We start from the raw sequence: 25423 nt of genomic DNA, 5'->3' as shown, positions 1-25423 counted from the left end.
GAAGTCAACTTTACTCGAAGCTGCCAAAGGGCATTGCGGCGGGGAAAATGGCCGCCCGCGTCCAAGGGGGTCAGGGAGGAGTGAGCCCGGCTCACCCGGTGCCGAAGAACTCTTCGCGCACGATCTTTCCGTCGGCGACCGTGTAGACCGCGACTTCGGTCATATCCATCCGCTCGCCCGAGGCCTTTTCGGTGCACTCGATGGAGAAGATGACGGCAAACCGATCGTCGCCATGCAGAAACGGCCCCTGAACGTCGCCACCGTGGGTTTCGAATGTGTCGTTCCACCAGGCGTGCTTTCCACGAATGCCCTCCACGCCCCGCGTCTCGCGCCCGGAGCCGGAATAATCGGCGGCCTCCACAGAGACCGCGTCGGGATGGTAGTGGGCGTCCAGCAGAGCGGCCTCGCCCTGTGTGCGGCATGCCGTGACAAGCGCGTCAGCAATGTTCTTGAGGTCCATGACCCGTCTCCCCGTTGTGCGTTCACTTAATGTTCACATCATGCCCGAGTCGTGCACCCCTGTCACGCGCCGCCCCTGTCACGCGCCGCCCCCGGCACTGTCCTGTCGGCAGCCATCGGCACGTCCCTGCCGACTAGTGTGGGCTTCCCCATACCGCGTCGCTGGGACATTCCGCGTCCTGGGCTCACGCTTGGGACGCAATTTTAACCCAGAGGAACTTTTCAATGACACGATTGATGACACGCATTATTGCCCTCACCATCATTGCACCGCTGGCCCTCGCGCCCGTGGTGGCCAGCGCCCAACAGCAAGGCGCAGGCGGTGCCGTCTCCTCTTCCCGCGGCGGCGACACGTCCCCGGACCGCGGCGATGACGGACCGGTCCGCTTGGTCGTCGAAAGCAACGTCGGCATTACCAGGAATCACGGCGCTATCAACAACTCGATTTGCCCGCCCGGCGGTTCCCTGCACTGGGAGATCGTCGCCCCGCCCGAACCGGGCCAGGCTTGGCACCCCAGCGGCTACCTCCTGAGCTGTAGCTGACGAGGAAAGGCGATTGTCCCCATGCCCCGCGCCCAATATATGGCGAAGCATGTTGGACAATCGCCCCCCCCTTCCGCCCGAGATCGCACGCCGCCGCACCTTTGCGATCATCTCACACCCTGACGCCGGGAAAACGACGCTGACCGAGAAGTTCCTACTCTATGGTGGCGCGATCCAGATGGCCGGACAGGTGCGCGCCAAGGGCGAGGCGCGGCGCACGCGATCGGATTTCATGCAGATGGAGAAGGACCGGGGCATCTCTGTCTCGGCTTCGGCGATGTCGTTTGATTTCCACACGCCAGAGGTGAATTTCCGTTTCAATCTGGTGGACACACCCGGCCACAGCGACTTTTCGGAAGATACCTACCGCACGCTGACCGCCGTGGATGCCGCGATTATGGTGATCGACGGCGCGAAAGGCGTGGAAAGCCAGACCCAGAAGCTGTTCGAGGTCTGCCGCCTGCGCGATCTGCCGATCCTGACGTTCTGCAACAAGATGGACCGCGAAAGCCGCGACACCTTCGAGATCATCGACGAAATTCAGGAAAATCTTGCCATCGACGTCACACCCGCCTCTTGGCCCATCGGCGTGGGTCGCGATTTCCTGGGCTGCTATGATCTGCTGCACGACCGTCTGGAATTGATGGACCGCGCCGACCGCAACAAGGTTGCCGAAACCGTGTCGCTCAAGGGCCTCGACGATCCGGCCTTGGCGACCCATGTGCCCGCCGACCTTTTGGAGAAACTGAAGGAAGAGGTCGAAATGGCGCGCGAATTGCTGCCCGCCATGGACATCGAGGCATTCCAGCAGGGCACGCTGACGCCGATCTGGTTCGGCTCCGCGATGAATTCGTTCGGGGTGAAAGAGCTGATGGACGGCATCGCCGAATACGGGCCCGAGCCGCAGATTCAGAATGCCGATCCGCGCCAGGTCGCGCCCGAGGAAAAGAAGGTCTCTGGCTTCGTGTTCAAGGTGCAGGCCAACATGGACCCCAAGCACCGCGACCGCGTGGCGTTCGTGCGCCTCGTCTCGGGTCACTTCAACCGGGGCATGAAACTGACCCATGTGCGGTCGAAAAAGCCGATGGCGATCAGCAACCCGGTGATGTTTCTGGCAAGCGACCGCGAATTGGCGGAAGAGGCCTGGGCAGGGGACATCATCGGCATCCCCAACCACGGGCAGTTGCGCATCGGTGATGCGCTGACGGAGGGCGAGGCCCTGCGTTTCACCGGCATTCCATCGTTTGCGCCGGAACTCTTGCAAAGCTGCCGCGCGGGCGATCCGCTGAAAGCCAAGCACCTGGACAAGGCCCTTATGCAATTTGCCGAGGAAGGCGCGGCCAAAGTGTTCAAGCCAACCTTCGGGTCTGGCTTCATCGTGGGCGTCGTGGGTGCATTGCAGTTCGAGGTCCTGGCCTCCCGGATCGAGCTGGAATACGGCCTGCCCGTCCGGTTCGAGGCCTCGCAATTCACCTCTGCCCGTTGGGTGCATGGCAACAAGGACGCGGTCGACGCCTTTGCCAACGCCAACAAGCAGCACATCGCCACCGACAATGACGGCGACCCGGTCTACCTGACGCGCCTGCAATGGGACATCGATCGCGTGGGGCGGGATTATCCCGACATCACACTTTCGGCGACAAAAGAACTGATGGTGTAGCGATTGCCCACAAACGCGCAACAATAGGGCTGCCCTCCAGGCCAAGCGCCCCGATTGTTTGATTGATTTTTGGTTAATTTCTGATAGAAATCCCGCACATTTTATGGGGGGCACCATGAAGATTCTTGCATTTCTATCCACCGCCGCAGTCATTTGCATGGGCAGCGCGGCAGCCGCCGACACGATCACATTAGACGATTTTACAGTCGATGGTGAGTACGAAGGGTTCGGCGAAGCCGTAACCGACACGCCACTAGAGTTCGATTTTGTCGGGTTTGGCTTCGACAGCTTTTCCTTTGACGGACCCGATGGCCAAACCGATCTGACCATCACATCGACCTCCATCGAGGTGGAAGGGTTCCGTCCGATTTACGGCGCGGATGTGCCGACGATCCAATTCGGCGGGTTCGCCTACAGCGCAGCCTCAGGTGGCACAGAGCCCGTGTTGTTTGAAATCGGGGACACGGTCGAGAACAATTTCTCTGAGTGGAACTTCCGATCCGGGCCCATCGACATCGCCTCTGTGCTGTCGCAAGGGCAAACAGGGATCTTTGGCTTCGTCATGGATTTCGCCGAGCTGCTTCCACCCGACGGTCCGCTGGACGGGTTTGATAACGCCTTAGACTACTGCGTCGAGCTGCCAGAGAACTGCGACAACGCCGTGTATGAAAGCTACTTCGGCTGGATTCAGATCACGCGCGGCTCTGTCATTCCGGGATTGATCGGCTTCAGCGGTAACCCGAACCAGACGGCCTTGGTCACCGCGCCAAGCACAGTGGCCGCCATTCCGCTGCCTGCCGGTGGTCTTCTGCTACTTGCAGGGCTTGGCGGCTTGGTCTCCCTGCGCCGTCGCGCCAAAGCGTGACCGCCTGATGGCGACACTTTTCGACTGGGGGCGAACCTTTTGCCCCCAGACCGACAATTCTGGGTTTTGGTCGGAACTACCTGCGGTGCAGCTGGTCCAGCCGCTGCATGTAATTGTCCAGATCGTGGCCTGGCGGCAATGTCACACCGCTCAACCGACGGCGCTTACGCTCATTCGATCCACCGTTGAGCAGAAGAAACACCACGCAACTGCATAGCAGAATGATCCCTGCCGTAAGGGGATCCAGGTTCGCAAGCCTCCAACCAAGGTTGAGAACGGCACTCGGGTCAAATCCGACAAGCTGGGTCATGGTGAGTCGCGCTCCTGTTTTACTTAACTAAATGACCGTGGCACCGGATTGTGTGTATTCTTCGTCCAGAATACAGCAGAAGTAAGGAATCTCGTGATGACCTTGCGCAATCGGGTTCTGCCGACCGGCGACATAACGGCCGACCCCGCGCGGGGCACCCTGACGGGGAACCGGGGCATTCTGGTGGCCCCTGATGGGCGCATGATGAACCGCCAATGGGCGGGCAAAGCGTGGATCACCTGCGTGCTGGAGTTTCGCGGGCGCAAGCGTCCGGTGGCGCAGCCCCATACCTGGACCGAACTGTTCTTTCTGGACGAGGCCGTGGCCCTTTCAGCAGGCCACCGTCCCTGCGCCTATTGCAGGCGGGCCGATTATACCGCCTACCGCGACAGGTTCCCCCGTGCCACCAAGGCCCCGCAGATGGACACCGTGCTGCACGCCGAGCGCCTGAACGGTCGCAAGAAGCGCCTGCATGCCGTCCACATGGACGACCTCCCCGATGGCGCTTTCATCGACCACAGCGCCGCGCCGCATCTTGTCTGGGGCGACAGCCTGCTGCGCTATGGCCCGGGCGGGTACGGGCCCGCGATCCCCCGGCCCACCGGGCCGACGCAGGCCCTGACCCCGCCTGCCACGTTGGCGGTCCTCTCCAAGGGCTACCGCCCGATGCTTCACCCATCGGCAAGCGTCCCGTTAACCGCCCCTTAACAAAGCCCCGCTATTTTGACGCAATGTGGCGCCTCTCTCTCGTTCTTCTAATGTTTCTCGTGGCCTGTGTGCCGCAATCCGGGTCACTGGTGTCCCCCGATACCGGGCTGTCGGGACACTATTCGCGCCAAGTCGTGATCTTCAACGACGCGCACCACGTGCTTTACGGCCATGTCCTGATCACCCACCGCAATGGAGAGACCCTGCGCACCCTGGTCGTGTCCCAGCGCCGCGACGGCGTGCATCGTCTGCGTTTCTCAGAGGCGTGGAGCGGGGGCATACAATTGCCGTTCCGCCGCGCCAGCGCATTGGACGGATGCAGCCACGGCCACTGCCTGAATCACCACGCCGGGCTGATCTTCCTGTCCGAGGCCCTTTTCACCCATGCCCAGTCCCACGGACTGCACGCCCGGCTGGTGTCAGGCACTACCAATTTGGACATTTCCGTTCCGGCATCTCTCTTCCACCTCCCCCCGACGTGACACTTCAGCACCGCACCGCCCGTGAGGGACGTCCTTTGTTTGACGACTCTCGTCGAATGGCATAAGTGCGATGCGAGCCCGCGAACGCGCGGGGCTCTTTATCGCGGAGCGCGTTGTCAGGTTGCGCTCCATCACCCCGCCGAACGGCCCATAGGCCGCGGCAAGATTGGACGCACATGACGACTTTCGCTGACCTCGACCTCAATCCCAAAGTGCAAAAAGCCATCAAGGAAGCGGGGTATGAAACGCCCACGCCGATTCAGGCCGGCGCCATCCCCCCCGCCCTGCTTGGCCGCGACGTCCTTGGCATCGCCCAGACGGGCACCGGGAAGACCGCATCATTCACTTTGCCGATGATCACCATGCTGGCCCGTGGCCGCGCTCGCGCACGCATGCCCCGGTCGCTGGTGCTGTGCCCGACCCGCGAACTTGCCGCACAAGTCGCTGAAAACTTTGATATCTATGCCAAGCACGTGAAGCTGACCAAAGCGCTTCTGATTGGTGGCGTGTCGTTCAAGGAACAGGAACAGGCCATCGACAAGGGCGTCGACGTGCTCATCGCCACGCCCGGTCGCTTGCTGGACCATTTCGAACGCGGCAAGCTGATTCTGAACGACGTGAAAGTCATGGTCGTGGATGAAGCCGACCGCATGCTGGACATGGGGTTCATTCCCGATATCGAGCGGATCTTCGGCCTTGTTCCCTTCACCCGCCAAACGCTGTTCTTTTCCGCCACCATGGCGCCCGAGATCGAGCGGATCACCAACACGTTCCTGTCAAACCCCGAAAAGATCGAGGTAGAGCGTCAGTCAACGACCTCCGAACAGATCGAGCAGCGATTGATCGAGTTCAAGGCACCGCGCCGGGACGCACAGGCAAAGATGAAGCGCGACATGCTGCGCGCCGCGATCACGGCAGAGGGCGACACCTTCCGCAACGCCATCATCTTCTGCAACCGCAAGGTTGATGTGGATGTTGTCGCCAAGTCCTTGAAAAAGCACGGCTTGAATGCCGAGCCGATCCACGGTGATCTGGACCAATCCCACCGCATGCGCACGCTTGCGGGCTTCCGCGATGGGACGATCACCTTCCTTGTGGCCTCGGATGTCGCCGCACGCGGCCTTGATATTCCGAACGTGAGCCACGTGATCAACTACGATGTCCCCTCCCACGCGGAAGACTATGTGCACCGCATCGGGCGCACCGGTCGCGCGGGCAAGACCGGTGTGGCAATCACGCTTTGCGTGCCGTCGGACGAGAAATACCTCAACGCGATCGAAGCGCTGATCAAGCAGCCGATCCCCCGTGTGGATGCCCCGCTTGACGCCGGAAACGCGCCCGCAGCGCCCGCTTCGGACACCGAGGAAAAGCCCCGCCGCGCGCGGCGCAGCCGCCGCTCGGAAGAGATGAAGCCAGCAGAGGCCAAGCCAGCCGATGCCAAGCCTGCCGAGGCGAAGCCCGAAGAGGCGAAAGCCGATCCCGTGCCAACACCGGCGCGCGAAGCGCGGCCCCAGCCCCAGCCCGAGCCGCAACCCCGTCGTGAGCGCAGCGAGCATGGGGACCGTGGCGGCCGTGGTCGCGGACGCGACCGCGGCGACCGGGGCCCACGCGTTGTCGGCATGGGCGAATTTACCCCCGATTTCATCGGCCTCAGCTTTGACGAACGCCGGGGTGGCCCCGCCCGTGAAATGAACATGGACGAAGACGCGCCCTTTGAAGAGGGCACCGTCACGCCCCCCGAAACGGAAGCGGAAGCGGAAGCGCCCGCCGAGGCCCCCAAACGTCGCCGCACGCGTAAACCGAAAGCCAAGCCTGAGGCCACCGCAGAGGCGCCGACCGAAGCGGCGCAAGCCCCCGAGGTACAGGCAGAGCCCGCTGCGGAAGAGAAGCCAAAGAGCCGCCGCGCGCCGCGCAAGAAGAAGACTGACGAGGCCCCCGTTGAGGCCGCAACCGAGGTCGAAGCAACGGACGCAACACCGCCCGAGGCAGCCCCCGAGGAAAAACCCAAGCGTCGCCGCGCGCCGCGCAAGAAGAAAACCGATGAGGCCGCCACCGAAGCCATAGTGGACACGCCCGCCCCCGAATAAATTCGGATCGCAGAAACAAAAGCGCCGCGTGAAGCACAAGCCTCACGCGGCGCTTTTGTGTTTTAGAACCGGCGCTTACTCCGCCATCAGACGGCTTACCAGCAGCGCCACTTCAGGCTTCTTGCCAATCTCTTGCAAGCAGACCTTACGCGCCACGCGCTTCACGGCCTCTTCCAGCTTGTCGTCATCATCGATGACTTTCGCATCCAGACGCGGCAACAGGCGGCCGATCTCATCCTCGACCAGTTCCTGCAAGTTCACCCCAGAGGACCCCGCCTCGGGCAAGCCCTTCAGCTGCACCCAGGCATCCTCCAGCACCTCGTCACCCTCATCCACGATCACCGCGACCACGACCATGCCGTTCATCGCCATCTTCATCCGCTCGCGGATGACACCATCGTATTGGCCGACGAAAGCGTCGCCATCCAGATAGGTGCGCCCGATCTCGAAATGCTCGGTCACACCGGGCGCATTGCCCGACAGTTCCACCAGCATTCCATTGGCCGCGACAACGCCCGTCATGCCGTTGGACATGGCCAACCGCGCGTGTTCGCGCAGGTGGCGGTATTCACCATGGCAGGGCACGACGATCTGCGGCTTCAGGATCTCGTGCATCATTTCGATGTCAGGCCGGTTGGCGTGGCCCGAGACGTGGTAGAAACCGGAATTGTCATCGACAATCTCCACCCCAATCTCGGCCAGCGCGTTCTGGATGAAGCCCACGGAAACCTCATTTCCGGGGATTGTCTTGGAGGAGAACAGGAAGGTGTCACCCTCTTTCAACTCATGCCCCAGGTATTTGCCGCGCGACAGGGACGCCGACGCCGCGCGCCGCTCGCCCTGTGATCCGGTCACGATCAGCATCAGGCTTTCGCGTGGGATATCAAGCGCATCCTCCGGCGAAACTGTGGTGGGGAAATCAGTCAACACGCCCGCCTCGCGGCCCGCTTTCACCATCCGTTGCATGGCACGGCCCATCAAACAAATCGACCGCCCTGCCGCGATGCCCGCATCCGCCAGCGTTTGCAGCCGCGCGATATTCGACGCGAATGTCGTCGCCACGACCATGCCGCGCGCGTTGGCCACCAGTTCGGTGATTTGCGGCGGCAGCTCGGACTCCGAGCGGCCCGTATGGCGCGAGAACACATTCGTCGAATCGCACACATAGGCCAGCACGCCATCCGCCGCGATCTGGCGCCACATGTCCTCGTCGAATGCCTCTCCCACCACGGGATGTCGGTCGATCTTGAAGTCGCCTGAGTGGATCACGCGGCCCGCCTTCGTGTCGATCACAAGGCCCGAGGCTTCGGGGATCGAATGCGCCACGGGGGCGAAGGACACCTTGAACGGGCCCAATTCGACAACCTCGGGATACGCTTCGACAACGTGCACATTCGCAAGGTCATGCCCCGCCTCGTCCATCTTGCGCATCGCGTGGATCGCGGTGAACTTGCGGCAATAGACCGGCGCTTCCAAGCGGCCCCACAGATGCCCAATCGCGCCCACGTGATCCTCGTGGGCGTGGGTGATGAAAATGCCGTCGATCCGGTCCTTGCGGTCCTCCAGCCATTCCACGTCGGGCAGGATCAGATCCACGCCCGGCTGCCCGTCCATGTCCGGAAAGGCGACGCCCGTGTCGACCACGATCAACCGCTCCTGCCCCTCCGGCCCATAGCCGTAAACATAGCAGTTCATCCCGATCTCCCCGGCGCCGCCAATAGGGAGATAGATGAGGCGGTTGCGATCCGTCATGAGGGGTTTTTATCCTTGTTGTATTTGTGGATGACGGTCAGGCCGTGCATCGTCAGATCATCTTCGATTTGGTCAAATAGCACATCCCCGCTGGAGAACAACGGGGCGAGGCCGCCTGTGCCGATCACACGCATCGGCGCGTCATATTCGTCGCGAATCCGATCGCAGATGCCGCGCACAAGGCCGATGTAGCCCCAGAAGACGCCCGATTGCATGCACGCCACCGTGTTGGTGCCAATCACGACTTGGGGTTTCGTCACGTCGATATGCGGCAGCGCGGCGGCGGCCTGGTGTAGCGCCTCCAGCGACAGGTTCACCCCCGGCGCGATGACACCGCCGATATAGGCGCCGTCATGGGCGACCACATCGAAGGTCGTCGCCGTCCCGAAATCCACCACGATCAAGTCACCGCCATGGCGGTCGAAGGCGCCGGCCGTGTTCACCAGGCGGTCCGGGCCCACGATCGTGCCCTCATCCACACGCGCTTGCGCAGGCAACAGGCATTCGGGTTTGCCCACCACAAGGGGCCGTGTCTTGAAATAGCGGTCACACAGGACGCGCAGGTTGAACACGACCCGCGGCACGGTGGAAGAAATGATCACCTCGGTCACATCAACAGGCACCTTGTGGTGCGCCATCAGCGTCGAGAACCAGACGAAGTACTGGTCCGCCGTGCGGGTGTGTTCCGTAGAGGTGCGGAATGTGGCGATGAAGGCCGTTCCGTCCCAAACGCTGAAGACCGTATTGGTATTGCCAGTGTCGATACAGAGGAGCATGCAAGGGCCTCCCTTAGAAATAGATATCCGCCGCCGCAATCGCGCGGCGGCCCTTGGCGGTGTCGAGGATCAGATTGCCCTCGTCGTCGATGGTGCGAAAGGTGCCGATGATCTCTTCATTCGGCAGGCGCGCGGTTATGACCTCTCCCAAGCGGGCGGCATGGGACAGCCACTCGGTCCGGGTCGGCCCGAAACCATAGGTTGCAAGGCTGTGCTCACGGGTGGCGAAAGCGGGGGCAAGCGCGTCCAGAAATGCCTCGGGCGTGACATCAAGGCCAAGGGCCACGGGCGTCACGGCGTGCGGCTCAACCTGCGCCGAGGACGGGGCGTGGGCAAGGTTCACGCCGATGCCGATGATCAGGTGCGAGACGCCACCGCGCCCGTCGCCGAGGCTTTCCAGTAGGATCCCCGCCAGCTTGCCACCGTTCAGCAAGACGTCATTGGGCCACTTCAACGACAACGCATCTTCCGGACAGCCCACCGCCACCAGCGCGGCGCGAAGCGCAGTGGCGGCCGCGAAGGAGCGTAAAGCGATCTGAGGCACACCGCCCGTCGGACAAAACGTCAGCGATGCTGCAAAATTGCCCTCTGGCATGGCCCAGGCGCGTCCGCGTCGGCCCTTGGCGGCGGTCTGCTGCAAGGCCAAAACCCATTCCGGTCCGGCCAACGCGGGCGCGGCCCGCGCGGCTTCCAGCATGGTGCTATCGGTGGACGCAAGGACGCGCCGGCCCACCCCTGTGGGCCAATCTGCCATTCAGCGCGTCAGCATCGCGGCAGCCGTTTCCGCCGGCGCTTCGATCCCGAAAAGGTTGATACCCGGCACCCAGCCCAGGCCGATGATCACGGCCATACCGATCAAGCCGACGTAGGGCACCAGCCCCATCTTGCCGTCCAACGCACCTTCGCCCGCCTCACCGAAATACATCAGGTACACGATACGGATGTAGTAGAAAGCCCCGATGACCGAGGCGATAACGCCCGCAACCGCCAGCCACGTCAGCCCCGCATCGACAGCGGCCACCAGCACGGCGTACTTACCGAAGAACCCCAGAAGTGGCGGCACCCCCGCAAGGCTGAACATCAGGACCAGGATCGCCAGCGCCTTCGCGGGCTCTTTTGACGCGAAGGCCGACAGTGACGAGATCTCCGTCACATGGCGTCCGTCCCGTTCCATCGTCAGGATGAAGGCGAATGTGCCGATATTCATCGCCACATAGATCGCCATGTAGATCAGCATCGCTTCCACGCCCTGCGCTGTGCCTGCCGACAGACCCATCAACGCGAAACCCATGTGCGAGATCGAGGAGTAGGCCATCAGGCGTTTGATATCCGTCTGGCCGATCGCCGCAATCGCGCCAAGGAACATCGACAGCACCGCCAGGAACGCCACGATCTGCTGCCAATCGCCGATCACCCCGCCGAAGGCGTCGTGCACAACCCGCGCGAACAGCGCCATCGCAGCAACCTTGGGGGCCGTGGCAAACAGCGCTGTGATCGGCGTGGGGGACCCCTCGTAGACGTCCGGCGTCCACATGTGGAACGGCGCGGCCGAGACCTTGAAGGCAAGGCCAGCGGCAATGAACACTAGACCAAAGAGCAGACCAAGGGGCATATCCCCGCCTTGCGTCGCCTCGATGATGCCCGCGAACTGCGTGGTGCCCGCGAAACCATAGGTCAACGACGAGCCATAAAGCAGCATGCCCGACGACAGCGCGCCGAGGACGAAGTATTTCAAGCCCGCTTCCGTGGACCGCACGCTGTCACGGCGCATGGCGGCAACCACGTAGAGGGCCAGCGATTGCAGCTCCAAACCCATGTAAAGCGCGATCAGGTCGCCCGCAGAGACCATCATCATCATGCCGACAACAGCCAGGATGATCAGGATCGGGAACTCGAACCGCAGAAGGTCGGCCTTGGCCATGTAATCCTGCGAAATCATCAGGATCGCGGCAGCCGACAGAAGAATCGTCACCTTGGCAAAGCGTGAGAACGCATCATCCACGAACATGCCATTGAACGCTTCCTGCGATCCGCCGCCCGTCACGCCGATGTAGAAGGCCATGATGATGAACAGCGCCGCCGTGCCCCAGCACATGGCCGAGGCGAGCCCGTCCTTGGTCGTGTAGACGGCCCCCAGAAGCCCCGCCATCGCGAACAGCGACAGGACAATCTCGGGCGTCAGAATAGCAAGATCAGCGGAGATCATGGCGTGGTGTCCTTAGTGCGATGCAGCGACTTGGGCGTGGGACGCGAAGTCCGCCACGGCAAGGTCGTAGTTTTCAACAAGGGCGCTGACCGAGGGGCCGATGATATCGGTCACAAGGCTCGGGTAGACGCCCAAAAGAAGGGTCATGATGATCAGCGGCGCGAAGATCGCACGCTCGCGGGTGGTCATGTCGGTGATGGATTTCAGGCTTTCCTTGATCAGGTCGCCAAAGACGACCCGGCGGTAAAGCCATAGCGCATAGGAGGCCGACAGGATCACGCCGGTGCACGCCAGCAGGCCGACCCAGGTGTTGACTTGGAAGACGCCGATCAGGGTCAGGAATTCGCCGACGAACCCGGACGTGCCTGGAAGGCCGACGTTGGCCATGGTGAACAGCATGAACACGGCGGCATAGGCGGGCATCCGAACCACAAGGCCGCCGTAGGCGTCGATATCGCGCGTGTGCATCCGGTCGTAGATCACGCCAACACACAGGAACAACGCCCCCGAGATGAACCCGTGGCTGATCATCTGGAAGATCGCCCCATCCACACCGTTCTGGTTCGCGGCGAAGATGCCCATCGTCACGAAGCCCATGTGCGCGACGGACGAATAGGCGATCAGCTTTTTCATGTCCTCCTGCACCATCGCAACCAGCGAGGTGTAGATGATCGCAATCACGCTCAGCCACAGGATCAGCGGCGCCATGATGTCAGAGGCCACCGGGAACATCGGCAGCGAAAAGCGCAGGAAGCCGTAGCCGCCCATCTTCAACAGGATCGCCGCCAGCACGACCGAGCCCGCCGTGGGGGCCTGAACGTGCGCGTCAGGCAGCCAGGTGTGCACCGGCCACATCGGCATTTTCACCGCAAACGACGCGAAGAAGGCAAGGAACAGCATGGTCTGCAAGCCACCGACGACGGTGAAGCCCAAGACGCTGAACGTCTCCGTCCCGAAATTGTGGTTCAGCAGCGTCGGGATATCCGTGGTGCCTGCATCCACATACATCATCACCATGGCCACCAGCATCAGGACCGAGCCCAGGAAGGTGTAGAGGAAGAACTTGAAGCTCGCATAGATGCGGTTCGCCCCGCCCCAGATGCCGATGATCAGGAACATCGGGATCAGGCCAGCCTCGAAGAACAGGTAGAACAGCACCATGTCGAGGGCCACGAAGACACCGATCATCAACGTCTCAAGGATCAGAAGCGCGATCATGTATTCCTTGACCCGCACCTTCACGCCCCAGCACGCGGCAATGGTGATCGGCATCAGGAAGGTGGTCAGCATCACGAACAGGATCGAGATGCCGTCGACACCTACCTTGTAAGTCAGCCCGAAAAGCCACGGCGTTTCTTCGACAAGCTGGAATCCGGTGTTGGACGCATCGAATTGCACCAGCAGGAAGATCGACACCAGGAATGTCGCGGCAGTCGCGGCCAGAGCCAGACGTTTGGCATTCAGCTGCGCGGCCTCATCCTCGCCGCGCAGGAACACGGCCATGATGATCGCTGCCACCAGCGGCAGGAATGTGACGATGGAGATCAGGTTATCCATGATGCCTTACCCCGCGCTCAAGCTGACGAAGGTGATCAGGACGACAATGCCCAGAACCATCGCGAACGCGTAATGGAAGATGTAGCCAGACTGGGCGCGGCCCGCGAGGCGGGTGAAGAAGGGGATGATCCCCATCGCCAGCCCGTTGATACCGCCGTCGATCGTGTCGGTATCGCCGCGCTTCCACAGGAAGCGGCCGATGGCCTGAGCGGGCTTGATGAAGAGGAACTCATAGGCTTCGTCAAAATACCACTTGTTCAGCAGGAAATTGTAAAGCGGCCTTTGCTGCTGCGCGAGGCGCCCGGGGATCGACGGATTGTGGATGTAGAAAAGGTAAGCAGTCATGAAGCCCAGAAGCATCGCAAAGAACGGTGCCAGCTTGACCCAGGTGGGCACGGAGTGGGCGTCGTTAAGCACGTGGTTGTCGGGTGCCGCGTGAATGGCCCCCTCACCGGGCGCGCCGGTGAAGACGTAATGAGGCTCGGCGTCATGGCCGCCCTCTTCCGCCTGTTCGTCGCCGTGACCCTCGTCTGCAGGCGCTTCATCTGCATGCTCATCCGCGCCGTGCGTCTCTTCCACCGCATAGGGCACGCCGAAGAACTGCGCGACGTAATTGGTCTTGCCGAAGAAGCTGCCGTACCAGACCATACCCGCAAAAACCGCCCCAACAGCCAGCGCGCCAAGGGGCACGGTCATGGTCCAGGGGCTTTCATGGGCGTGATCATGGGTATGCTTGTCGCCGCGCGCCTCGCCGTAGAAGGTCATGAACATCAGGCGCCATGAATAGAAGCTGGTGAACAGCGCGCCGATGACCAGCGCCCAGAAGGCGAATTGGCCAAGGTCGCCGCCGAAGGCGTAGGCCGATTCAATCACCGCATCCTTGGACACGAAGCCCGCAAAGCCGATGGGGAAACCGATGTAGGCCAGCGGGATGCCAACGCCGGTGATCGCCAGCGTGCCGATCATCATGGCGGCAAAGGTATAGGGGATCTTCTTTCGCAACCCGCCATAGTTCCGCATGTCCTGCTCATGGTGCATCGCATGGATGACCGAACCGGCCCCGAGGAACAGCATCGCCTTGAAGAAGGCGTGGGTCAGCAGGTGGAACATCGCGACCGAGTAGACGCCGACGCCCGCGGCCACGAACATGTAACCCAACTGCGACATCGTCGAATAGGCGATCACGCGCTTGATGTCGTTCTGCACGAGGCCGATGGTGGCCGCGACAAAGGCCGACAAGGCGCCGATGATGATGATGAAGTTGCCTGCCAAAGGCGCGTATTCGATGATCGGCGACATGCGGCAGACAAGGAACACGCCCGCCGTCACCATGGTTGCCGCGTGGATCAGGGCGGAAACGGGCGTCGGGCCTTCCATGGCGTCGGGCAACCAGACGTGCAGCAACAGCTGCGCCGACTTGCCCATCGCGCCGATGAACAGCAGGAAGGCGATGGTCTCGGCCGCGTTCAACTCCATGCCCACGAACGACATGGTCATGGAGGCCAGTTCCTCGCCCATTGGCAGGATGACGTCGAACTGGATCGAGTCCGTCATCCAGAACAGCGCGAAGATGCCCAGAAGGAAGCCGAAGTCACCCACGCGGTTGACGATGAACGCTTTCATCGCCGCCGCGCCAGCGGACGGCTTGCGGTAGTAGAAGCCGATCAGAAGGTACGACGCCACGCCAACGCCTTCCCAGCCGAAGAACAACTGCAACAGGTTGTCAGCCGTCACCAGCATCAACATCGTGAAGGTGAAGAACGACAGATAGGCGAAGAACCGGGGGCGGTAGCTTTCGCCCTCCTTGAAGTTTTCGTCATGGGCCATGTAGCCGAAGGAATACAGGTGCACGAGCGCCGAGACAGAAGTGATCACGATCAACATGATCGCTGTCAGACGGTCGATGCGAATGGCCCAGTCGGTGAAGAGCGTGCCGCTCTCGATCCAGGTGAAAAGGCTGCGGGTGTAGGTCTCACCGTCAAAGCCGAGGAAGACGACCCACGACAAAAGGCACGACAGGAACAGGAAGCCCGTGGCGACAACGCAGGCCGCTTGCTCGCCAATCAGCCGCCAGGAGAAGCCGCAAATCAGCGCACCGACGAGGGGGGCGAAGAGAAGGATCGTTTCCATGGTCTCTTAACCCTTCATGTTGGCGACGTCTTCGACGTCGACCGTGCCGCGGTTGCGGAAGTAACAGACCAGGATGGCAAGGCCGATCGCGGCCTCTGCGGCGGCGACCGTCAAGATGAACAGCGTGAACACCTGCCCCGTCAGATCGCCCAGGAACGACGAGAACGCGACCATGTTGATGTTCACCGACAACAGCATCAGCTCCAACGACATCAAGATGATGATGACGTTCTTGCGGTTCAGGAAGATGCCAAAAATACCGATGACGAACAGCGCAGCCGCCACCGTCAGGTAATGTTCGAGACCTATGGTCATTCGTTGTCCCTCCGGGCTTTGTCGCCCTTCTTCGTCGTGCAGCCGTGCGCGCGCGCCCCGGTCGTCAAATTCTCTTCAATCGGTCAGAGGCCCTGCCCCGGCTTGACGTCTTTCAATTCCATCGCCGTCTTTGGATCGCGCATCATCTGCGCAACGACATCCTGCCGCTTCACATCCACCCGGTGGCGGAGCGTCAGGACAATGGCCCCGACCATGGCAACCAGCAGGATCAAGCCCGAAAGCTGGAACGCGAGGAAATACTGGTCGTAGACGATCAGCCCAAGCGCCTGCGTATTATGCGCCACATCCAGCGGTGGTGCGGGGTTGCCAAGACGTGAGTCGATCCCGTCAGAGTAGGTCCAGGACCCAAACGCCAGCGTCAACTGCATCAACAAGATCACGCCGATCAACCCGCCAAGGGGCACGTATTTGGCCATTTCGGCCTTCAACTCGGCGAAATCGACGTCCAGCATCATCACCACGAACAAGAACAGCACCGCGACCGCGCCCACGTAGACGATGATCATCAGCATCGCTACGAACTCCGCCCCCAGAAGGACGAACAGACCCGCCGAGGACAGGAACGCAAGGATCAGCCACAGAACCGAATGCACCGGGTTTTTCGACGTCACCGTGAACAAGCCGCCCGCGATCACCGACAAGGCAAAGAGGTAGAAGGTGAAATCCGCAATGGTCATGTCAGTCATCCTCTCCATCACCGTCGATGGCCTGCCGGGCCAGTTCCATCGCCTTGGTCATCGCAGGCGCGCCGCCAAAAAGGCTCGCGAGGCCAATGGTCTCCGCGATTTCCTGGGGCGTGGCCCCGACCGAGATCGCCTGCCGCACGGTCGTGCGGATCTGCATCTCGGCCAAAGCGCCCTGAATGGTCAGCCCCTGCAAGGTCAGCAGCAGGCGCGTCTTGGCTTCCAGCCCCTCGGGGTTGAATTGCTTGCCAAGGAACGCCTCCAGCATCTCTGGCGGGACCTCGGGCCACATCTTGTCAAAGCGACCGCTCGCCAAGGCCGGTGCCGCAGCCTTCAGCCACGCCTCCGTCATCTCTTGCGTCTGTTTGAACAGCGACTCGAAAGGGTTATGCGGGGCGTCACTCATCGGTACGGCGCGTCCAGTTCGAGGTTGTGGGCAATCGCCGATTCCCAGCGCTCCCCGTTATCAAGCAGCTTCTGCTTGTTGTAGTACAGCTCTTCGCGGGTCTCGGTCGCGAACTCGAAATTCGGGCCTTCCACGATGGCATCCACCGGGCAGGCTTCCTGGCAGAAGCCGCAGTAGATGCACTTGGTCATGTCGATGTCATAGCGCGTCGTGCGGCGGGATCCGTCTTCGCGCGGCTCTGCATCAATCGTGATCGCCTGCGCGGGGCAGACGGCCTCGCACAATTTGCACGCGATGCACCGCTCTTCGCCGTTCGGATAGCGACGCAGCGCATGTTCGCCCCGGAAACGCGGCGACAAAGGCCCCTTTTCGTGCGGGTAGTTGATCGTCACCTTGGGGGCGAAGAAGTACTTCATCCCCAGCTTGAAGCCGACGAAAAAATCCCAAAGCAGGAAGTATTTCGCGGCGCGGGTATAGTCGATCTGCGTCATATTACCCTCCTACGGCGAAGCGGGCCCAGAAGCCGCCAAGCACTTCGTAACGGGCCATGAAGGCCACAAAGACAACCCAGAAGAGCGAAAACGGCAGGAACACTTTCCACCCCAGTCGCATCAACTGGTCGTAGCGGTAGCGCGGCACGATCGCCTTCACCATCGAGAACATGAAGAACACACCCAGCATTTTCAGGATCATCCAGAAGATGCCATCGGGCAGGCCGGGGATCGGCGACAGCCAGCCACCGAAGAACAACAGCACCGTCAGCGCGCACATCAGAACGACGGCGACAAGCTCACCGATCATGAACAACAGGAACGGGGTCGAGGAATATTCCACCTGATACCCCGCCACCAGCTCGGCCTCTGCCTCTGGCAGGTCGAACGGCGGGCGGTTCGTTTCGGCCAGCGCCGAGATGAAGAACAGGAACAGCATCGGGAAGTGCGGCAGGAAGTACCAATTCAGCAAGCCGAAATCACCGTCCTGGGCGCGGACAATCGCGGTGAAGTTCATCGATCCGGTGGAGATGATCACACCGATGATGATCAAGCCAATGGAGACCTCATAGGAAATCATCTGCGCGGCAGAGCGCAAAGATCCAAGGAACGGATATTTGGAGTTTGATGCCCACCCGCCCATGATCACGCCATAAACCTCCAACGAGGACACGGCGAAGACGTATAGAACGGCGACGTTCAGGCTGCTCAACACCCAGCCATCGTTGAACGGAATGACCGCCCAGGCGATCAGCGCCATCACAAGGCTGACAATCGGGGCCAGGAAATAGACCGCACGATCCGCACCCGCAGGCACCACGATTTCCTTGACGATATACTTCAGGAAATCCGCGAAACTTTGCAGCAGGCCGAAAGCGCCCACCACGTTGGGGCCCTTGCGCATCATCACGGCGGCCCAGATCTTGCGATCGGCGTACATCAGGAACGCCAAGGCGACCAAAAGCGGCACAACCAGAAGCAGACACTGCAACAGGATCAGCAGGCCCATGCCCAATGTTGTCTGCGTGAAAAACTCTACCATGGGGCGTCCCTTAAACCGTCGGTATCCCTTGCTCTGCGCAATCGGCCGCAACAATCTCCGCTTCCAGGGTTTGCAACCCACGCGGGAGGTCCGGCGAGATGGTGTAAACCGCATCTGCGGCCCAAACGCCACCCTCTTCCGTGATACTTGTGCGAACATGTCGCGCAAAGGAATAACCGCGGATCAGCGTGTATTGTGCGGCGGCACACCGCGCGTAGGCATCCAGATCCGCACGTGTGGCCACGCCGGTCATCTGCGCCCGGAAATTCACCAGATCATCATCCAGCAGACGCGTCTCGATCCCGTCATAACTTGCCGGAGGCGCATCTTGCAGCGTCGGGCCGTCGGCGGCGGGCTGACACCCCGCCACCAGCAATGCTGCGAAGACACCCGCAAGGGTGGATGAGGGGAAAAGGCAAAGCGGAGCGACCCGCACGCCCCTTACTCCGCCGCGATTCTGGACTGACCGCGCGCCTTCGCGCCCGCGCTCAACTCCGCCATCAGCTTGGAGGCCCGTGTGATCGGGTTCGTCAGGTAATGATCCGTAATCGGAGAGGCAAATGCCCCCTCGCCCATCTCAGTCACCTCCAACGTCTCGCCCTCGTTCTCGGCGACCTCGTCGATCAGCTTCAACTGCGGCGCGTCTTTCGCCATTGCCTTGCGAAGCGCTGCGATCGTGTCGAAGGGCAGCGTCGCGCCAACCTCGGCCGACAATGCCCGCAGGATCGCCCAGTTTTCGCGTGCGTCGCCCGGCGGAAAGCTGGCGCGCTGCGCCATCTGGGGCCGGCCTTCGGTGTTCACGAAGATGCCCGTCTCTTCCGTATAGGCCGCACCTGGCAGAATCACATCGGCGCGGTGCGCGCCGCGATCCCCGTGGGATCCCTGATAGATGACGAAAGCGCCATCGGGCACCTGCATCTCATCGGCACCCAGGTTGTAGACCACATCCGCACCGGCCAGCGCGGCATCAACGCCGCCCTCGGTCACCGCGCCCACGTCCATCGCGCCGACACGACCCGCCGCCGTGTGAAGCACCAACAGCTTCGAGTCTGTCTCTGCACAGAACTGCTGCACATGGGCCAGGACCGCCGCGCCGTCCGCGCCGGTCAAGGCGCCTTGGCCCACGATCATGACGCTGGCCTTGCCGTTCAGTTTCGGATGATCCACGCCCAGTTGCGCGGCAAGCGCCGCCCGGTCGGTGCCCAGGTGGTCGTAGTCGTAGGTCAGGTCGACCGCCTCGCCGATCAGGCCCACCGCGGCCCCCCGCGTCCAGGCCTTGCGGATGCGGGCGTTAAACACCGGCGATTCCGCACGCGGGTTGGTGCCGATCAGCACGATCGTCTCGGCGTCGTCCAGGTCCTCGATGCTCGCCGTGCCCACGTAAGCGGCACGGTTGCCCGCAGGCAGCTTTGCGCCATCGACACGGCATTCCACGGCGCCGCCCTGCCCTTCGACCAGCGATTTCAGCGCAAACGCAGCCTCGGTCGAGGCCAGATCACCGACCAGACCGGCCACTTTCGCAGCCCCTTTGATCTTTTCGGCCGCCAGACCCATCGCCTCGCCCCATTTCGCGGGGCGCAACTTGCCGTTCTCGCGAATATACGGCTGGTCCAGGCGTTGACGCCGCAAGCCGTCCCAGACGTAGCGGGACTTGTCGCTCAACCATTCCTCGTTCACGCCATCATGGTTGCGCGGCAGGATGCGCATCACTTCGCGGCCCTTGGTGTCGATGCGGATGTTGGAGCCGAGCGCGTCCATCACGTCGATCGACTCGGTCTTGGTCAACTCCCACGGGCGCGCCGTGAAGCTGTAGGGCTTGTTGGTCAACGCGCCCACCGGGCACAGGTCCACGATATTCCCCTGCATCTCTGATTCGAGCGTCGCGCCCAGGTAGCTGGTGATCTCGGCATCCTCGCCGCGGCCCGTCTGGCCCATTTCGGGCATGCCCGCGACTTCACTGATGAAGCGGACGCAGCGGGTGCACGAGATACAGCGCGTCATCGCCGTGCCGACCAGCGGCCCCAGTTCCAGGTTGTCCACGGCGCGCTTGGGCTCGCGGAAGCGCGAGAAATCGACACCATAGGCCATCGCCTGATCCTGAAGATCGCATTCGCCGCCCTGATCGCAGATCGGGCAATCCAGCGGGTGGTTGATCAGCAGGAACTCCATCACCCCCTCGCGGGCCTTCTTGACCATGGGAGAGTTGGTTTTGACCACCGGCGGTGCGCCCTCGGGTCCGGGGCGCAGGTCTTTCACCTGCATCGCGCAGGACGCGGCAGGCTTGGGGGGGCCGCCGACGACCTCCACCAAACACATCCGGCAGTTGCCCGCGATGGTCAGCCGCTCGTGATAACAGAAACGAGGGATCTCGACCCCGGCCTGCTCACAGGCCTGGATCAGGGTCATCGCGGGATCGACCTCTACCTCTTTGTCGTCGATGATGATCGTGCGCAGGTCGGTCATTCTGGTCGGTCCCTTGTATTTCTCGCGCAGATGCGCGCGGTCGTTTGACCCGCTTCTACCCCTACCGAAGCAATCTGCCAATCTGCGTGCCTGCGGTAATTTCGTCGCGCCCCACGCGGCACACGGCCTCTGGGTCGCGATGATCCACACCGCGCGCTGCAAACCAGGCGTGCATGACCTCGCGATAGCGCTGCTGTTCGCCCCGATCATCGATAAAGGCGTGAATATCACGCCGCGGCACGCCAAGCTCCAGGCCGCGGTCGCCCAGTCCTTCGGCGAATCCCAGGGCCCGCATCAGGCGCGGGCTGATATCATCGCAAACGCTCTGAATCTGGCGGCCCACGGCGATCACCGTCAGACCCTCATGGATCACTGGATCATCGCGCAGCACCTGCCAGCTGGCGTTCTGGGCATGGCCCATTGTCGTGAAAAGGCCGGTCACCAGAAGCACTCCGGCGGCAGCGACGATACGGAAGGGGGTAATCATGTCGTTCTTCGTTCCTTGAAAGGTCAGCCCGTTTTCCCGACAACCTGCATGGCGCGGTTGCGCCCGGTTATTCAATGTCACAAAGGAGTTATCGCCCGGATCGGCGTTATTCCGCCCCGGAATAGGCGCCGGGATCGTCGGCTGGCACCTGACAGCCGGCAGCCGACCAAACGCCTTCGTCCCCGGTCTCTCTCCAACCGAAGAATAGCGGCACCTGGGGCGTCGCCTGATCCAGGCAATGGGCCTCCAGCGCCTCCAACGCGGCGTCGCGGGCCTCGAACGGGACGGCGCGGCCATTGACCGTGCGCACCACAAGGCCGCCCCGGATCGGCGTCGGTTCAATGACCGAGCCGTCAGGAAGCGCGACCGGAGTGAAGATTGTCACTTCAGGATCGGGCAGCACCCGCAAAGGGCCAATAGAGGTCACATAGACCTGAGCCGTCACGCAGGCGGCAAGACACAAGGGAAGCAGCCAGACAGGTTTCATATCCGCACGCCCCAGAACGTCACGATCAACCAGACCAGAAGCGTCAGGAACAACAGCGCCAGCACGATGTAGATCGCCGATTCCATCCGTTCCGGTGTGTTCAGCACAATCGCGATCCCTGATGCGACCATGCCGCCCACCACCGCGCCAAGGATGCCGCCGCCCAAGCCCCATTGGCCATAGAACATCGCCGCGCCCAGGATCGCGCAGGCCAGATAGATCAATGCCAGAGAATACCAGTAAACACGCACCATCGCGCCGCCCTTTGCCCTCGGATTGCCGGTCCAGTGCCATGGGCCCGTCCGGTCATCTTGTCGCCAGATTAAGCAAATGCGGGTGATGCGGCAAGTTCCCGCACAGAGGGCCGTTCGCAGAGTGAGTCCGCAAGGTCACAGCTGGTCAGGCAAAGGAATAAAGGACCAGTCCGATCACGACTGACACCACAAGCACCTTTAGGTCGAGACGGTTAAGAAAGGTCTTTGAGAACAATCGCCTTTCAATGGGATCGGTATAGACGACGGCGTTGCAGTTCGCGCAGCGGATCTCGCCATATGTCGGGCCATTCTCATGATCACACCGGTAGCAACGCCCGTTGTTAAGCGGGGTTCTGATATAGCCGACCATGCCGCGTCCTTCTGTGTGATCCTATGGCGAGCATAGAGCACACTCGAAGAGTTCGGCCAAAATATGACCGGGTTACGCAGATGAGCGCGGCCGCTGCCCGGTAGACACTGGACCAACCGCGTCCAAACCCCGCGCAGACCGCCCATCCGTTCGGGCTGGACCTGGCCATGCCTGACCCCGTCCGTTTCGCGCACCACCCCCGCTTGGCGCAGCCTGCATCAGGGATTTGGGATCAATCGAGCCGTGGCACACTCTGGCCTACTCCGCCGCGATTTCCACCGTTCCGCCGCGTTTCACGCGGATGCGATCCTCGATTTCGTCGCGGAAGTTGCGAATCAGGCCCTGGATCGGCCAGGCCGCCGCGTCGCCAAGGGCGCAGATCGTGTGGCCTTCCACTTGCTTGGTGACGTCGAACAGCATGTCGATCTCCTCGACCCGCGCCTCGCCCTTCACCAGACGTTCCATCACGCGCATCATCCAGCCGGTGCCTTCGCGGCACGGCGTGCATTGGCCGCACGACTCGTGCTTGTAGAAGGCCGCCAGACGCCAGATCGCCTTGATCATATCCGTCGAGTTATCCATCACGATGACCGCCGCCGTGCCGAGGCCCGACTGAAGTTCATTGCGCAGGTAGTCGAAATCCATGATCGCGTCTTTCATGTGCTCTCCGCGCACACAGGGCACCGAGGATCCGCCGGGGATCACCGCCTTCAGGTTGCCCCAGCCGCCGCGAATACCGCCGCAGTGCTTGTCGATCAGCTCTTCGAACGAGATGCTCATCGCCTCTTCCACGACGCAGGGCTGGTTCACGTGCCCGCTGATCGCGAACAGCTTGGTGCCCGCATTGTTTGGGCGACCAAAGCCCGCGAACCATTCAGCACCACGGCGCAGAATCGTCGGCACGACGGCAATCGATTCGACGTTGTTCACCGTGGTCGGGCAGCCATAAAGGCCCGCCCCCGCCGGGAACGGCGGCTTCATCCGGGGCATGCCCTTGCGGCCTTCCAGGCTTTCCAGCAGCGCTGTTTCCTCACCGCAGATATACGCCCCCGCACCGTGGGCGAGGTACAGGTCAAAATCCCACCCGGAATCGGCAGCGTTTTTCCCCAGCAACCCATCATCATAAGCCGCGTCGATGGCCGCTTGCAGCGCCTCGCGCTCGCGGATGTATTCGCCTCGGATGTAGATGTAGCAGGCGTTGGCGTTCATCGCGAAAGACGCGATCAGGCACCCCTCGATCAGCGTGTGGGGATCATTTCGCATGATCTCCCGGTCTTTACACGTCCCGGGCTCGCTCTCGTCGGCGTTGACCACCAGGTACGCCGGGCGCCCATCCGATTCCTTCGGCATGAAGGACCACTTCAGGCCCGTCGGGAAGCCCGCGCCCCCGCGACCGCGAAGCCCCGAGGCTTTCATGATCTCGACGATCTTGTCACGACCCAGACCAATCAGATCCTTGGTGCCATCCCAATGGCCACGCGCCTTGGCGCCTGCCAACGTCCGGTCGTGCATGCCGTAGATATTGGTGAAGATCCGGTCTTTATCTTGCAACATGGGCGGTCATCCTTGGTCGTCGCGGCTGCGCTTTCGCTCTTTCCACACCCAATACGTCACGATGAGCGCCCACACCAGTGCCGCAAACGCCGCAATGTCGAAGAGAAACACGATGCGCACGGGCCAGCCCATCTGGCCGCCGATGTATTGCAGGGCAATCCAGAGGATCATGGTGACAGACATCACGATCGCCGCCCGCCTGATTTGGCGCACAAGCTGGCGGTCACGCTCAGTTATGGGTTTTGCTTTTGACATCGCCCCAAAGCCTAGTGCGACAAGGGCGGAGGCGGGAGGGGGATGCGCGACTTGGCCGCACATCCCTTCACAGGCCCTCAGTCTTCGCAGGCCCTCAGTAGACGTTGCCGTCGTCGACCTTCCTGGAGAACTCGGTCTCGCCACCCGACGCAAGCAGGCTTGCCTGGTTCACCCAATCGTCGCGGGTCACGCGGCCCTTGAAGCCTTGCAGGTTCTGGTCGACCCAACGCACTTCGTCAGGGGTCCAGGCGGCGATCTGGTCGAAATGATAGAAGCCAAGCGAGTTGCAAAGCTGCTCCATCTTCGGGCCAACACCCTTGATCCGCTTGAGGTCATCGGCGGTGCCCCCCCGGGGGCCATCAAGGGCGGCGGGGCGGGTGCCCTCTTCTTCTGACGCGGCGGGCGCGGCGGCCACATCCTCGGCGGCGGCACTGGCGGCTTCGGCGCGCGTTTGTGCCTCGGCTTCTGCCTGTGCGGCGGCGGCGGCTTTTGCCTCGGCGGCAGCGGCGGCCTCGGACGCACGGGCGGCCTCGGCGCGGGCTTGTTCGGTGCGCTCCACCTCGGCGTTGGCGGCGCGGTCAGCCTCCATCTGCGCGGCGCGCGCCGCTTCGGCTTCGGCGGCATCGGTGTTTTCCGCCGCCGTCGTGGCGTCAGCCTCTACCGCATCAGCGTGGGCCGCGACCTCGTCCGTGATGCCCGCAGGCGCAGATGCTGTGGACGGCGCGGCAGTAGCCGCCGCACGCGCGCCCGTGCTTCCGGCCTGCACCGGGCCCGACGACCCACGGCACATCATCAGCGTCAGCAATGCGCCCAGGATCAGCAAGCACAACACGCCCATGAACGCGCCCTGCATGAACGTCCAGCTAAACAAGCCCCACAACATGGCGGCGACAAAGCAGCCCACCAAAATCGCAATGCCCCACGTCCACGCCAGGCATTCTACCCCACCGGATTTGTTCATGATCTAACCCCCAGGTTCGTCAAGTGTTATTTGTCGAACATGACTTTAGCGCACACCAACGCCGGAGTCTTCCACCGAGTTGACATTTTGCCGCAGGGG

Annotated in this window: 28 protein-coding genes; 6 read left to right on the top strand and 22 right to left on the bottom strand. The window is 62.1% G+C overall.

Annotated features, from left to right (window positions below; genetic code table 11):
• Positions 1–91 precede the first annotated feature (91 nt).
• Complete coding sequence (locus KUL25_RS21025; protein WP_257894678.1) at positions 92–460, bottom strand: nuclear transport factor 2 family protein; 369 nt, start codon at positions 458–460, stop codon at positions 92–94.
• 236 nt (positions 461–696) lie between these two features.
• On the opposite strand from KUL25_RS21025, the gene KUL25_RS21020 reads away from it, so the two are divergent.
• The 3 genes from KUL25_RS21020 to KUL25_RS21010 all read left to right on the top strand — a co-directional run bounded on the left by KUL25_RS21020 (position 697) and on the right by KUL25_RS21010 (position 3527).
• Positions 697–1002 (top strand): hypothetical protein, encoded by a 306-nt coding sequence (locus KUL25_RS21020; RefSeq protein WP_257894677.1) that lies wholly within the window; start codon positions 697–699, stop codon positions 1000–1002.
• Positions 1003–1051: 49 nt separating this feature from the next.
• Positions 1052–2662 (top strand): peptide chain release factor 3, encoded by a 1611-nt coding sequence (locus KUL25_RS21015; protein ID WP_068360170.1) that lies wholly within the window; start codon positions 1052–1054, stop codon positions 2660–2662.
• 115 nt (positions 2663–2777) lie between these two features.
• Complete coding sequence (locus KUL25_RS21010) at positions 2778–3527, top strand: VPLPA-CTERM sorting domain-containing protein (protein WP_257894676.1); 750 nt, start codon at positions 2778–2780, stop codon at positions 3525–3527.
• Between the two features lie 76 nt (positions 3528–3603).
• On the opposite strand, the gene KUL25_RS21005 is transcribed toward KUL25_RS21010, so the two are convergent.
• A complete protein-coding gene (locus KUL25_RS21005) occupies positions 3604–3837 on the bottom strand; it encodes a hypothetical protein (protein WP_257894675.1) in 234 nt (77 codons plus the stop codon).
• A gap of 96 nt (positions 3838–3933) precedes the next feature.
• Between KUL25_RS21005 and KUL25_RS21000 the strand changes: the two genes are divergently transcribed.
• The 3 genes from KUL25_RS21000 to KUL25_RS20990 all read left to right on the top strand — a co-directional run bounded on the left by KUL25_RS21000 (position 3934) and on the right by KUL25_RS20990 (position 7114).
• The gene (locus KUL25_RS21000; RefSeq protein ID WP_257894674.1) at positions 3934–4545 is read left to right on the top strand and encodes a hypothetical protein; all 612 of its coding nucleotides are present in this window, start codon (positions 3934–3936) and stop codon (positions 4543–4545) included.
• Positions 4546–4595: 50 nt separating this feature from the next.
• Entirely contained in the window at positions 4596–5027 is a 432-nt protein-coding gene (locus KUL25_RS20995; protein WP_257894673.1) for a hypothetical protein, read from the top strand.
• A 176-nt stretch (positions 5028–5203) separates the two neighbouring features.
• Entirely contained in the window at positions 5204–7114 is a 1911-nt protein-coding gene (locus KUL25_RS20990) for a DEAD/DEAH box helicase (protein WP_257894672.1), read from the top strand.
• Between the two features lie 75 nt (positions 7115–7189).
• Here the strand turns inward: KUL25_RS20990 and KUL25_RS20985 are convergent, their stop codons facing one another.
• The 20 genes from KUL25_RS20985 to KUL25_RS20890 all read right to left on the bottom strand — a co-directional run bounded on the left by KUL25_RS20985 (position 7190) and on the right by KUL25_RS20890 (position 25324).
• Positions 7190–8866, bottom strand: coding sequence for a ribonuclease J (locus KUL25_RS20985; protein ID WP_257894671.1), 1677 nt, complete (start codon positions 8864–8866; stop codon positions 7190–7192).
• The gene (locus KUL25_RS20980; protein WP_257894670.1) at positions 8863–9642 is read right to left on the bottom strand and encodes a type III pantothenate kinase; all 780 of its coding nucleotides are present in this window, start codon (positions 9640–9642) and stop codon (positions 8863–8865) included. The genes KUL25_RS20985 and KUL25_RS20980 overlap by 4 nt, the downstream gene beginning before the upstream one ends.
• A gap of 13 nt (positions 9643–9655) precedes the next feature.
• Positions 9656–10396, bottom strand: a complete 741-nt coding sequence (locus tag KUL25_RS20975; RefSeq protein WP_068360187.1) for a biotin--[acetyl-CoA-carboxylase] ligase — start codon at positions 10394–10396, stop codon at positions 9656–9658.
• Positions 10397–11848 carry an NADH-quinone oxidoreductase subunit NuoN gene (gene nuoN / locus KUL25_RS20970; RefSeq protein WP_257894669.1) on the bottom strand — a complete coding sequence of 484 codons (1452 nt, stop codon included), beginning with the start codon at positions 11846–11848 and terminating at the stop codon, positions 10397–10399.
• A gap of 12 nt (positions 11849–11860) precedes the next feature.
• A complete protein-coding gene (locus KUL25_RS20965; RefSeq protein WP_257894668.1) occupies positions 11861–13405 on the bottom strand; it encodes an NADH-quinone oxidoreductase subunit M in 1545 nt (514 codons plus the stop codon).
• Positions 13406–13411: 6 nt separating this feature from the next.
• Positions 13412–15535 carry an NADH-quinone oxidoreductase subunit L gene (gene nuoL, locus KUL25_RS20960; RefSeq protein WP_257894667.1) on the bottom strand — a complete coding sequence of 708 codons (2124 nt, stop codon included), beginning with the start codon at positions 15533–15535 and terminating at the stop codon, positions 13412–13414.
• 6 nt (positions 15536–15541) lie between these two features.
• Positions 15542–15850 (bottom strand): NADH-quinone oxidoreductase subunit NuoK, encoded by a 309-nt coding sequence (gene nuoK / locus KUL25_RS20955; RefSeq protein ID WP_011454317.1) that lies wholly within the window; start codon positions 15848–15850, stop codon positions 15542–15544.
• A gap of 83 nt (positions 15851–15933) precedes the next feature.
• On the bottom strand, positions 15934–16548 hold the full coding sequence (locus tag KUL25_RS20950; protein WP_257894666.1) for an NADH-quinone oxidoreductase subunit J: 615 nt from the start codon (positions 16546–16548) through the stop codon (positions 15934–15936).
• Position 16549: 1 nt separating this feature from the next.
• Entirely contained in the window at positions 16550–16960 is a 411-nt protein-coding gene (locus tag KUL25_RS20945; RefSeq protein ID WP_257894665.1) for a carboxymuconolactone decarboxylase family protein, read from the bottom strand.
• Positions 16957–17451 carry an NADH-quinone oxidoreductase subunit NuoI gene (gene nuoI / locus KUL25_RS20940; RefSeq protein ID WP_257894664.1) on the bottom strand — a complete coding sequence of 165 codons (495 nt, stop codon included), beginning with the start codon at positions 17449–17451 and terminating at the stop codon, positions 16957–16959. Before nuoI ends, KUL25_RS20945 begins: the two co-directional genes overlap by 4 nt.
• Position 17452: 1 nt before the next feature.
• The gene (nuoH, locus tag KUL25_RS20935) at positions 17453–18493 is read right to left on the bottom strand and encodes an NADH-quinone oxidoreductase subunit NuoH (protein ID WP_257894663.1); all 1041 of its coding nucleotides are present in this window, start codon (positions 18491–18493) and stop codon (positions 17453–17455) included.
• Positions 18494–18503: 10 nt separating this feature from the next.
• The gene (locus KUL25_RS20930; protein WP_427854472.1) at positions 18504–18929 is read right to left on the bottom strand and encodes a hypothetical protein; all 426 of its coding nucleotides are present in this window, start codon (positions 18927–18929) and stop codon (positions 18504–18506) included.
• Between the two features lie 5 nt (positions 18930–18934).
• A complete protein-coding gene (gene nuoG / locus KUL25_RS20925) occupies positions 18935–20956 on the bottom strand; it encodes an NADH-quinone oxidoreductase subunit NuoG (protein ID WP_257894662.1) in 2022 nt (673 codons plus the stop codon).
• Between the two features lie 61 nt (positions 20957–21017).
• Positions 21018–21443, bottom strand: a complete 426-nt coding sequence (locus tag KUL25_RS20920) for a DUF5333 domain-containing protein (protein ID WP_257894661.1) — start codon at positions 21441–21443, stop codon at positions 21018–21020.
• A 106-nt stretch (positions 21444–21549) separates the two neighbouring features.
• Positions 21550–21930, bottom strand: coding sequence for a hypothetical protein (locus KUL25_RS20915; RefSeq protein ID WP_257894660.1), 381 nt, complete (start codon positions 21928–21930; stop codon positions 21550–21552).
• Positions 21927–22184, bottom strand: a complete 258-nt coding sequence (locus KUL25_RS20910) for a hypothetical protein (protein ID WP_257894659.1) — start codon at positions 22182–22184, stop codon at positions 21927–21929. The genes KUL25_RS20915 and KUL25_RS20910 overlap by 4 nt, the downstream gene beginning before the upstream one ends.
• A gap of 145 nt (positions 22185–22329) precedes the next feature.
• The gene (locus KUL25_RS20905) at positions 22330–22554 is read right to left on the bottom strand and encodes a hypothetical protein (protein WP_257894658.1); all 225 of its coding nucleotides are present in this window, start codon (positions 22552–22554) and stop codon (positions 22330–22332) included.
• 258 nt (positions 22555–22812) lie between these two features.
• Complete coding sequence (gene nuoF / locus KUL25_RS20900; protein WP_068360218.1) at positions 22813–24108, bottom strand: NADH-quinone oxidoreductase subunit NuoF; 1296 nt, start codon at positions 24106–24108, stop codon at positions 22813–22815.
• A 6-nt stretch (positions 24109–24114) separates the two neighbouring features.
• A complete protein-coding gene (locus KUL25_RS20895) occupies positions 24115–24363 on the bottom strand; it encodes a DUF5337 domain-containing protein (RefSeq protein WP_257894657.1) in 249 nt (82 codons plus the stop codon).
• Positions 24364–24457: 94 nt separating this feature from the next.
• Complete coding sequence (locus KUL25_RS20890; protein ID WP_257894656.1) at positions 24458–25324, bottom strand: hypothetical protein; 867 nt, start codon at positions 25322–25324, stop codon at positions 24458–24460.
• Positions 25325–25423: the final 99 nt, after the last annotated feature.

Origin of the sequence: Gymnodinialimonas phycosphaerae, from assembly GCF_019195455.1 — a bacterium.
GTDB classification, from domain to species: Bacteria; Pseudomonadota; Alphaproteobacteria; order Rhodobacterales; family Rhodobacteraceae; genus Gymnodinialimonas; species Gymnodinialimonas phycosphaerae.
The sequence above is the reverse complement of the archived record's forward strand: the minus strand, read 5'-3'. Positions and strand labels throughout refer to the sequence as shown.

Coding starts and splice junctions, on each gene's coding strand:
- KUL25_RS21025 (WP_257894678.1), bottom strand. CDS start 460: ATGGACCTCAAGAACATTGCTGACGCGCTTGTCACGGCATGCCGCACA.
- KUL25_RS21020 (WP_257894677.1), top strand. CDS start 697: ATGACACGCATTATTGCCCTCACCATCATTGCACCGCTGGCCCTCGCG.
- KUL25_RS21015 (WP_068360170.1), top strand. CDS start 1,052: ATGTTGGACAATCGCCCCCCCCTTCCGCCCGAGATCGCACGCCGCCGC.
- KUL25_RS21010 (WP_257894676.1), top strand. CDS start 2,778: ATGAAGATTCTTGCATTTCTATCCACCGCCGCAGTCATTTGCATGGGC.
- KUL25_RS21005 (WP_257894675.1), bottom strand. CDS start 3,837: ATGACCCAGCTTGTCGGATTTGACCCGAGTGCCGTTCTCAACCTTGGT.
- KUL25_RS21000 (WP_257894674.1), top strand. CDS start 3,934: ATGACCTTGCGCAATCGGGTTCTGCCGACCGGCGACATAACGGCCGAC.
- KUL25_RS20995 (WP_257894673.1), top strand. CDS start 4,596: ATGTTTCTCGTGGCCTGTGTGCCGCAATCCGGGTCACTGGTGTCCCCC.
- KUL25_RS20990 (WP_257894672.1), top strand. CDS start 5,204: ATGACGACTTTCGCTGACCTCGACCTCAATCCCAAAGTGCAAAAAGCC.
- KUL25_RS20985 (WP_257894671.1), bottom strand. CDS start 8,866: ATGACGGATCGCAACCGCCTCATCTATCTCCCTATTGGCGGCGCCGGG.
- KUL25_RS20980 (WP_257894670.1), bottom strand. CDS start 9,642: ATGCTCCTCTGTATCGACACTGGCAATACCAATACGGTCTTCAGCGTT.
- KUL25_RS20975 (WP_068360187.1), bottom strand. CDS start 10,396: ATGGCAGATTGGCCCACAGGGGTGGGCCGGCGCGTCCTTGCGTCCACC.
- nuoN (WP_257894669.1), bottom strand. CDS start 11,848: ATGATCTCCGCTGATCTTGCTATTCTGACGCCCGAGATTGTCCTGTCG.
- KUL25_RS20965 (WP_257894668.1), bottom strand. CDS start 13,405: ATGGATAACCTGATCTCCATCGTCACATTCCTGCCGCTGGTGGCAGCG.
- nuoL (WP_257894667.1), bottom strand. CDS start 15,535: ATGGAAACGATCCTTCTCTTCGCCCCCCTCGTCGGTGCGCTGATTTGC.
- nuoK (WP_011454317.1), bottom strand. CDS start 15,850: ATGACCATAGGTCTCGAACATTACCTGACGGTGGCGGCTGCGCTGTTC.
- KUL25_RS20950 (WP_257894666.1), bottom strand. CDS start 16,548: ATGACCATTGCGGATTTCACCTTCTACCTCTTTGCCTTGTCGGTGATC.
- KUL25_RS20945 (WP_257894665.1), bottom strand. CDS start 16,960: ATGAGTGACGCCCCGCATAACCCTTTCGAGTCGCTGTTCAAACAGACG.
- nuoI (WP_257894664.1), bottom strand. CDS start 17,451: ATGACGCAGATCGACTATACCCGCGCCGCGAAATACTTCCTGCTTTGG.
- nuoH (WP_257894663.1), bottom strand. CDS start 18,493: ATGGTAGAGTTTTTCACGCAGACAACATTGGGCATGGGCCTGCTGATC.
- nuoG (WP_257894662.1), bottom strand. CDS start 20,956: ATGACCGACCTGCGCACGATCATCATCGACGACAAAGAGGTAGAGGTC.
- KUL25_RS20920 (WP_257894661.1), bottom strand. CDS start 21,443: ATGATTACCCCCTTCCGTATCGTCGCTGCCGCCGGAGTGCTTCTGGTG.
- KUL25_RS20915 (WP_257894660.1), bottom strand. CDS start 21,930: ATGAAACCTGTCTGGCTGCTTCCCTTGTGTCTTGCCGCCTGCGTGACG.
- KUL25_RS20910 (WP_257894659.1), bottom strand. CDS start 22,184: ATGGTGCGTGTTTACTGGTATTCTCTGGCATTGATCTATCTGGCCTGC.
- KUL25_RS20905 (WP_257894658.1), bottom strand. CDS start 22,554: ATGGTCGGCTATATCAGAACCCCGCTTAACAACGGGCGTTGCTACCGG.
- nuoF (WP_068360218.1), bottom strand. CDS start 24,108: ATGTTGCAAGATAAAGACCGGATCTTCACCAATATCTACGGCATGCAC.
- KUL25_RS20895 (WP_257894657.1), bottom strand. CDS start 24,363: ATGTCAAAAGCAAAACCCATAACTGAGCGTGACCGCCAGCTTGTGCGC.
- KUL25_RS20890 (WP_257894656.1), bottom strand. CDS start 25,324: ATGAACAAATCCGGTGGGGTAGAATGCCTGGCGTGGACGTGGGGCATT.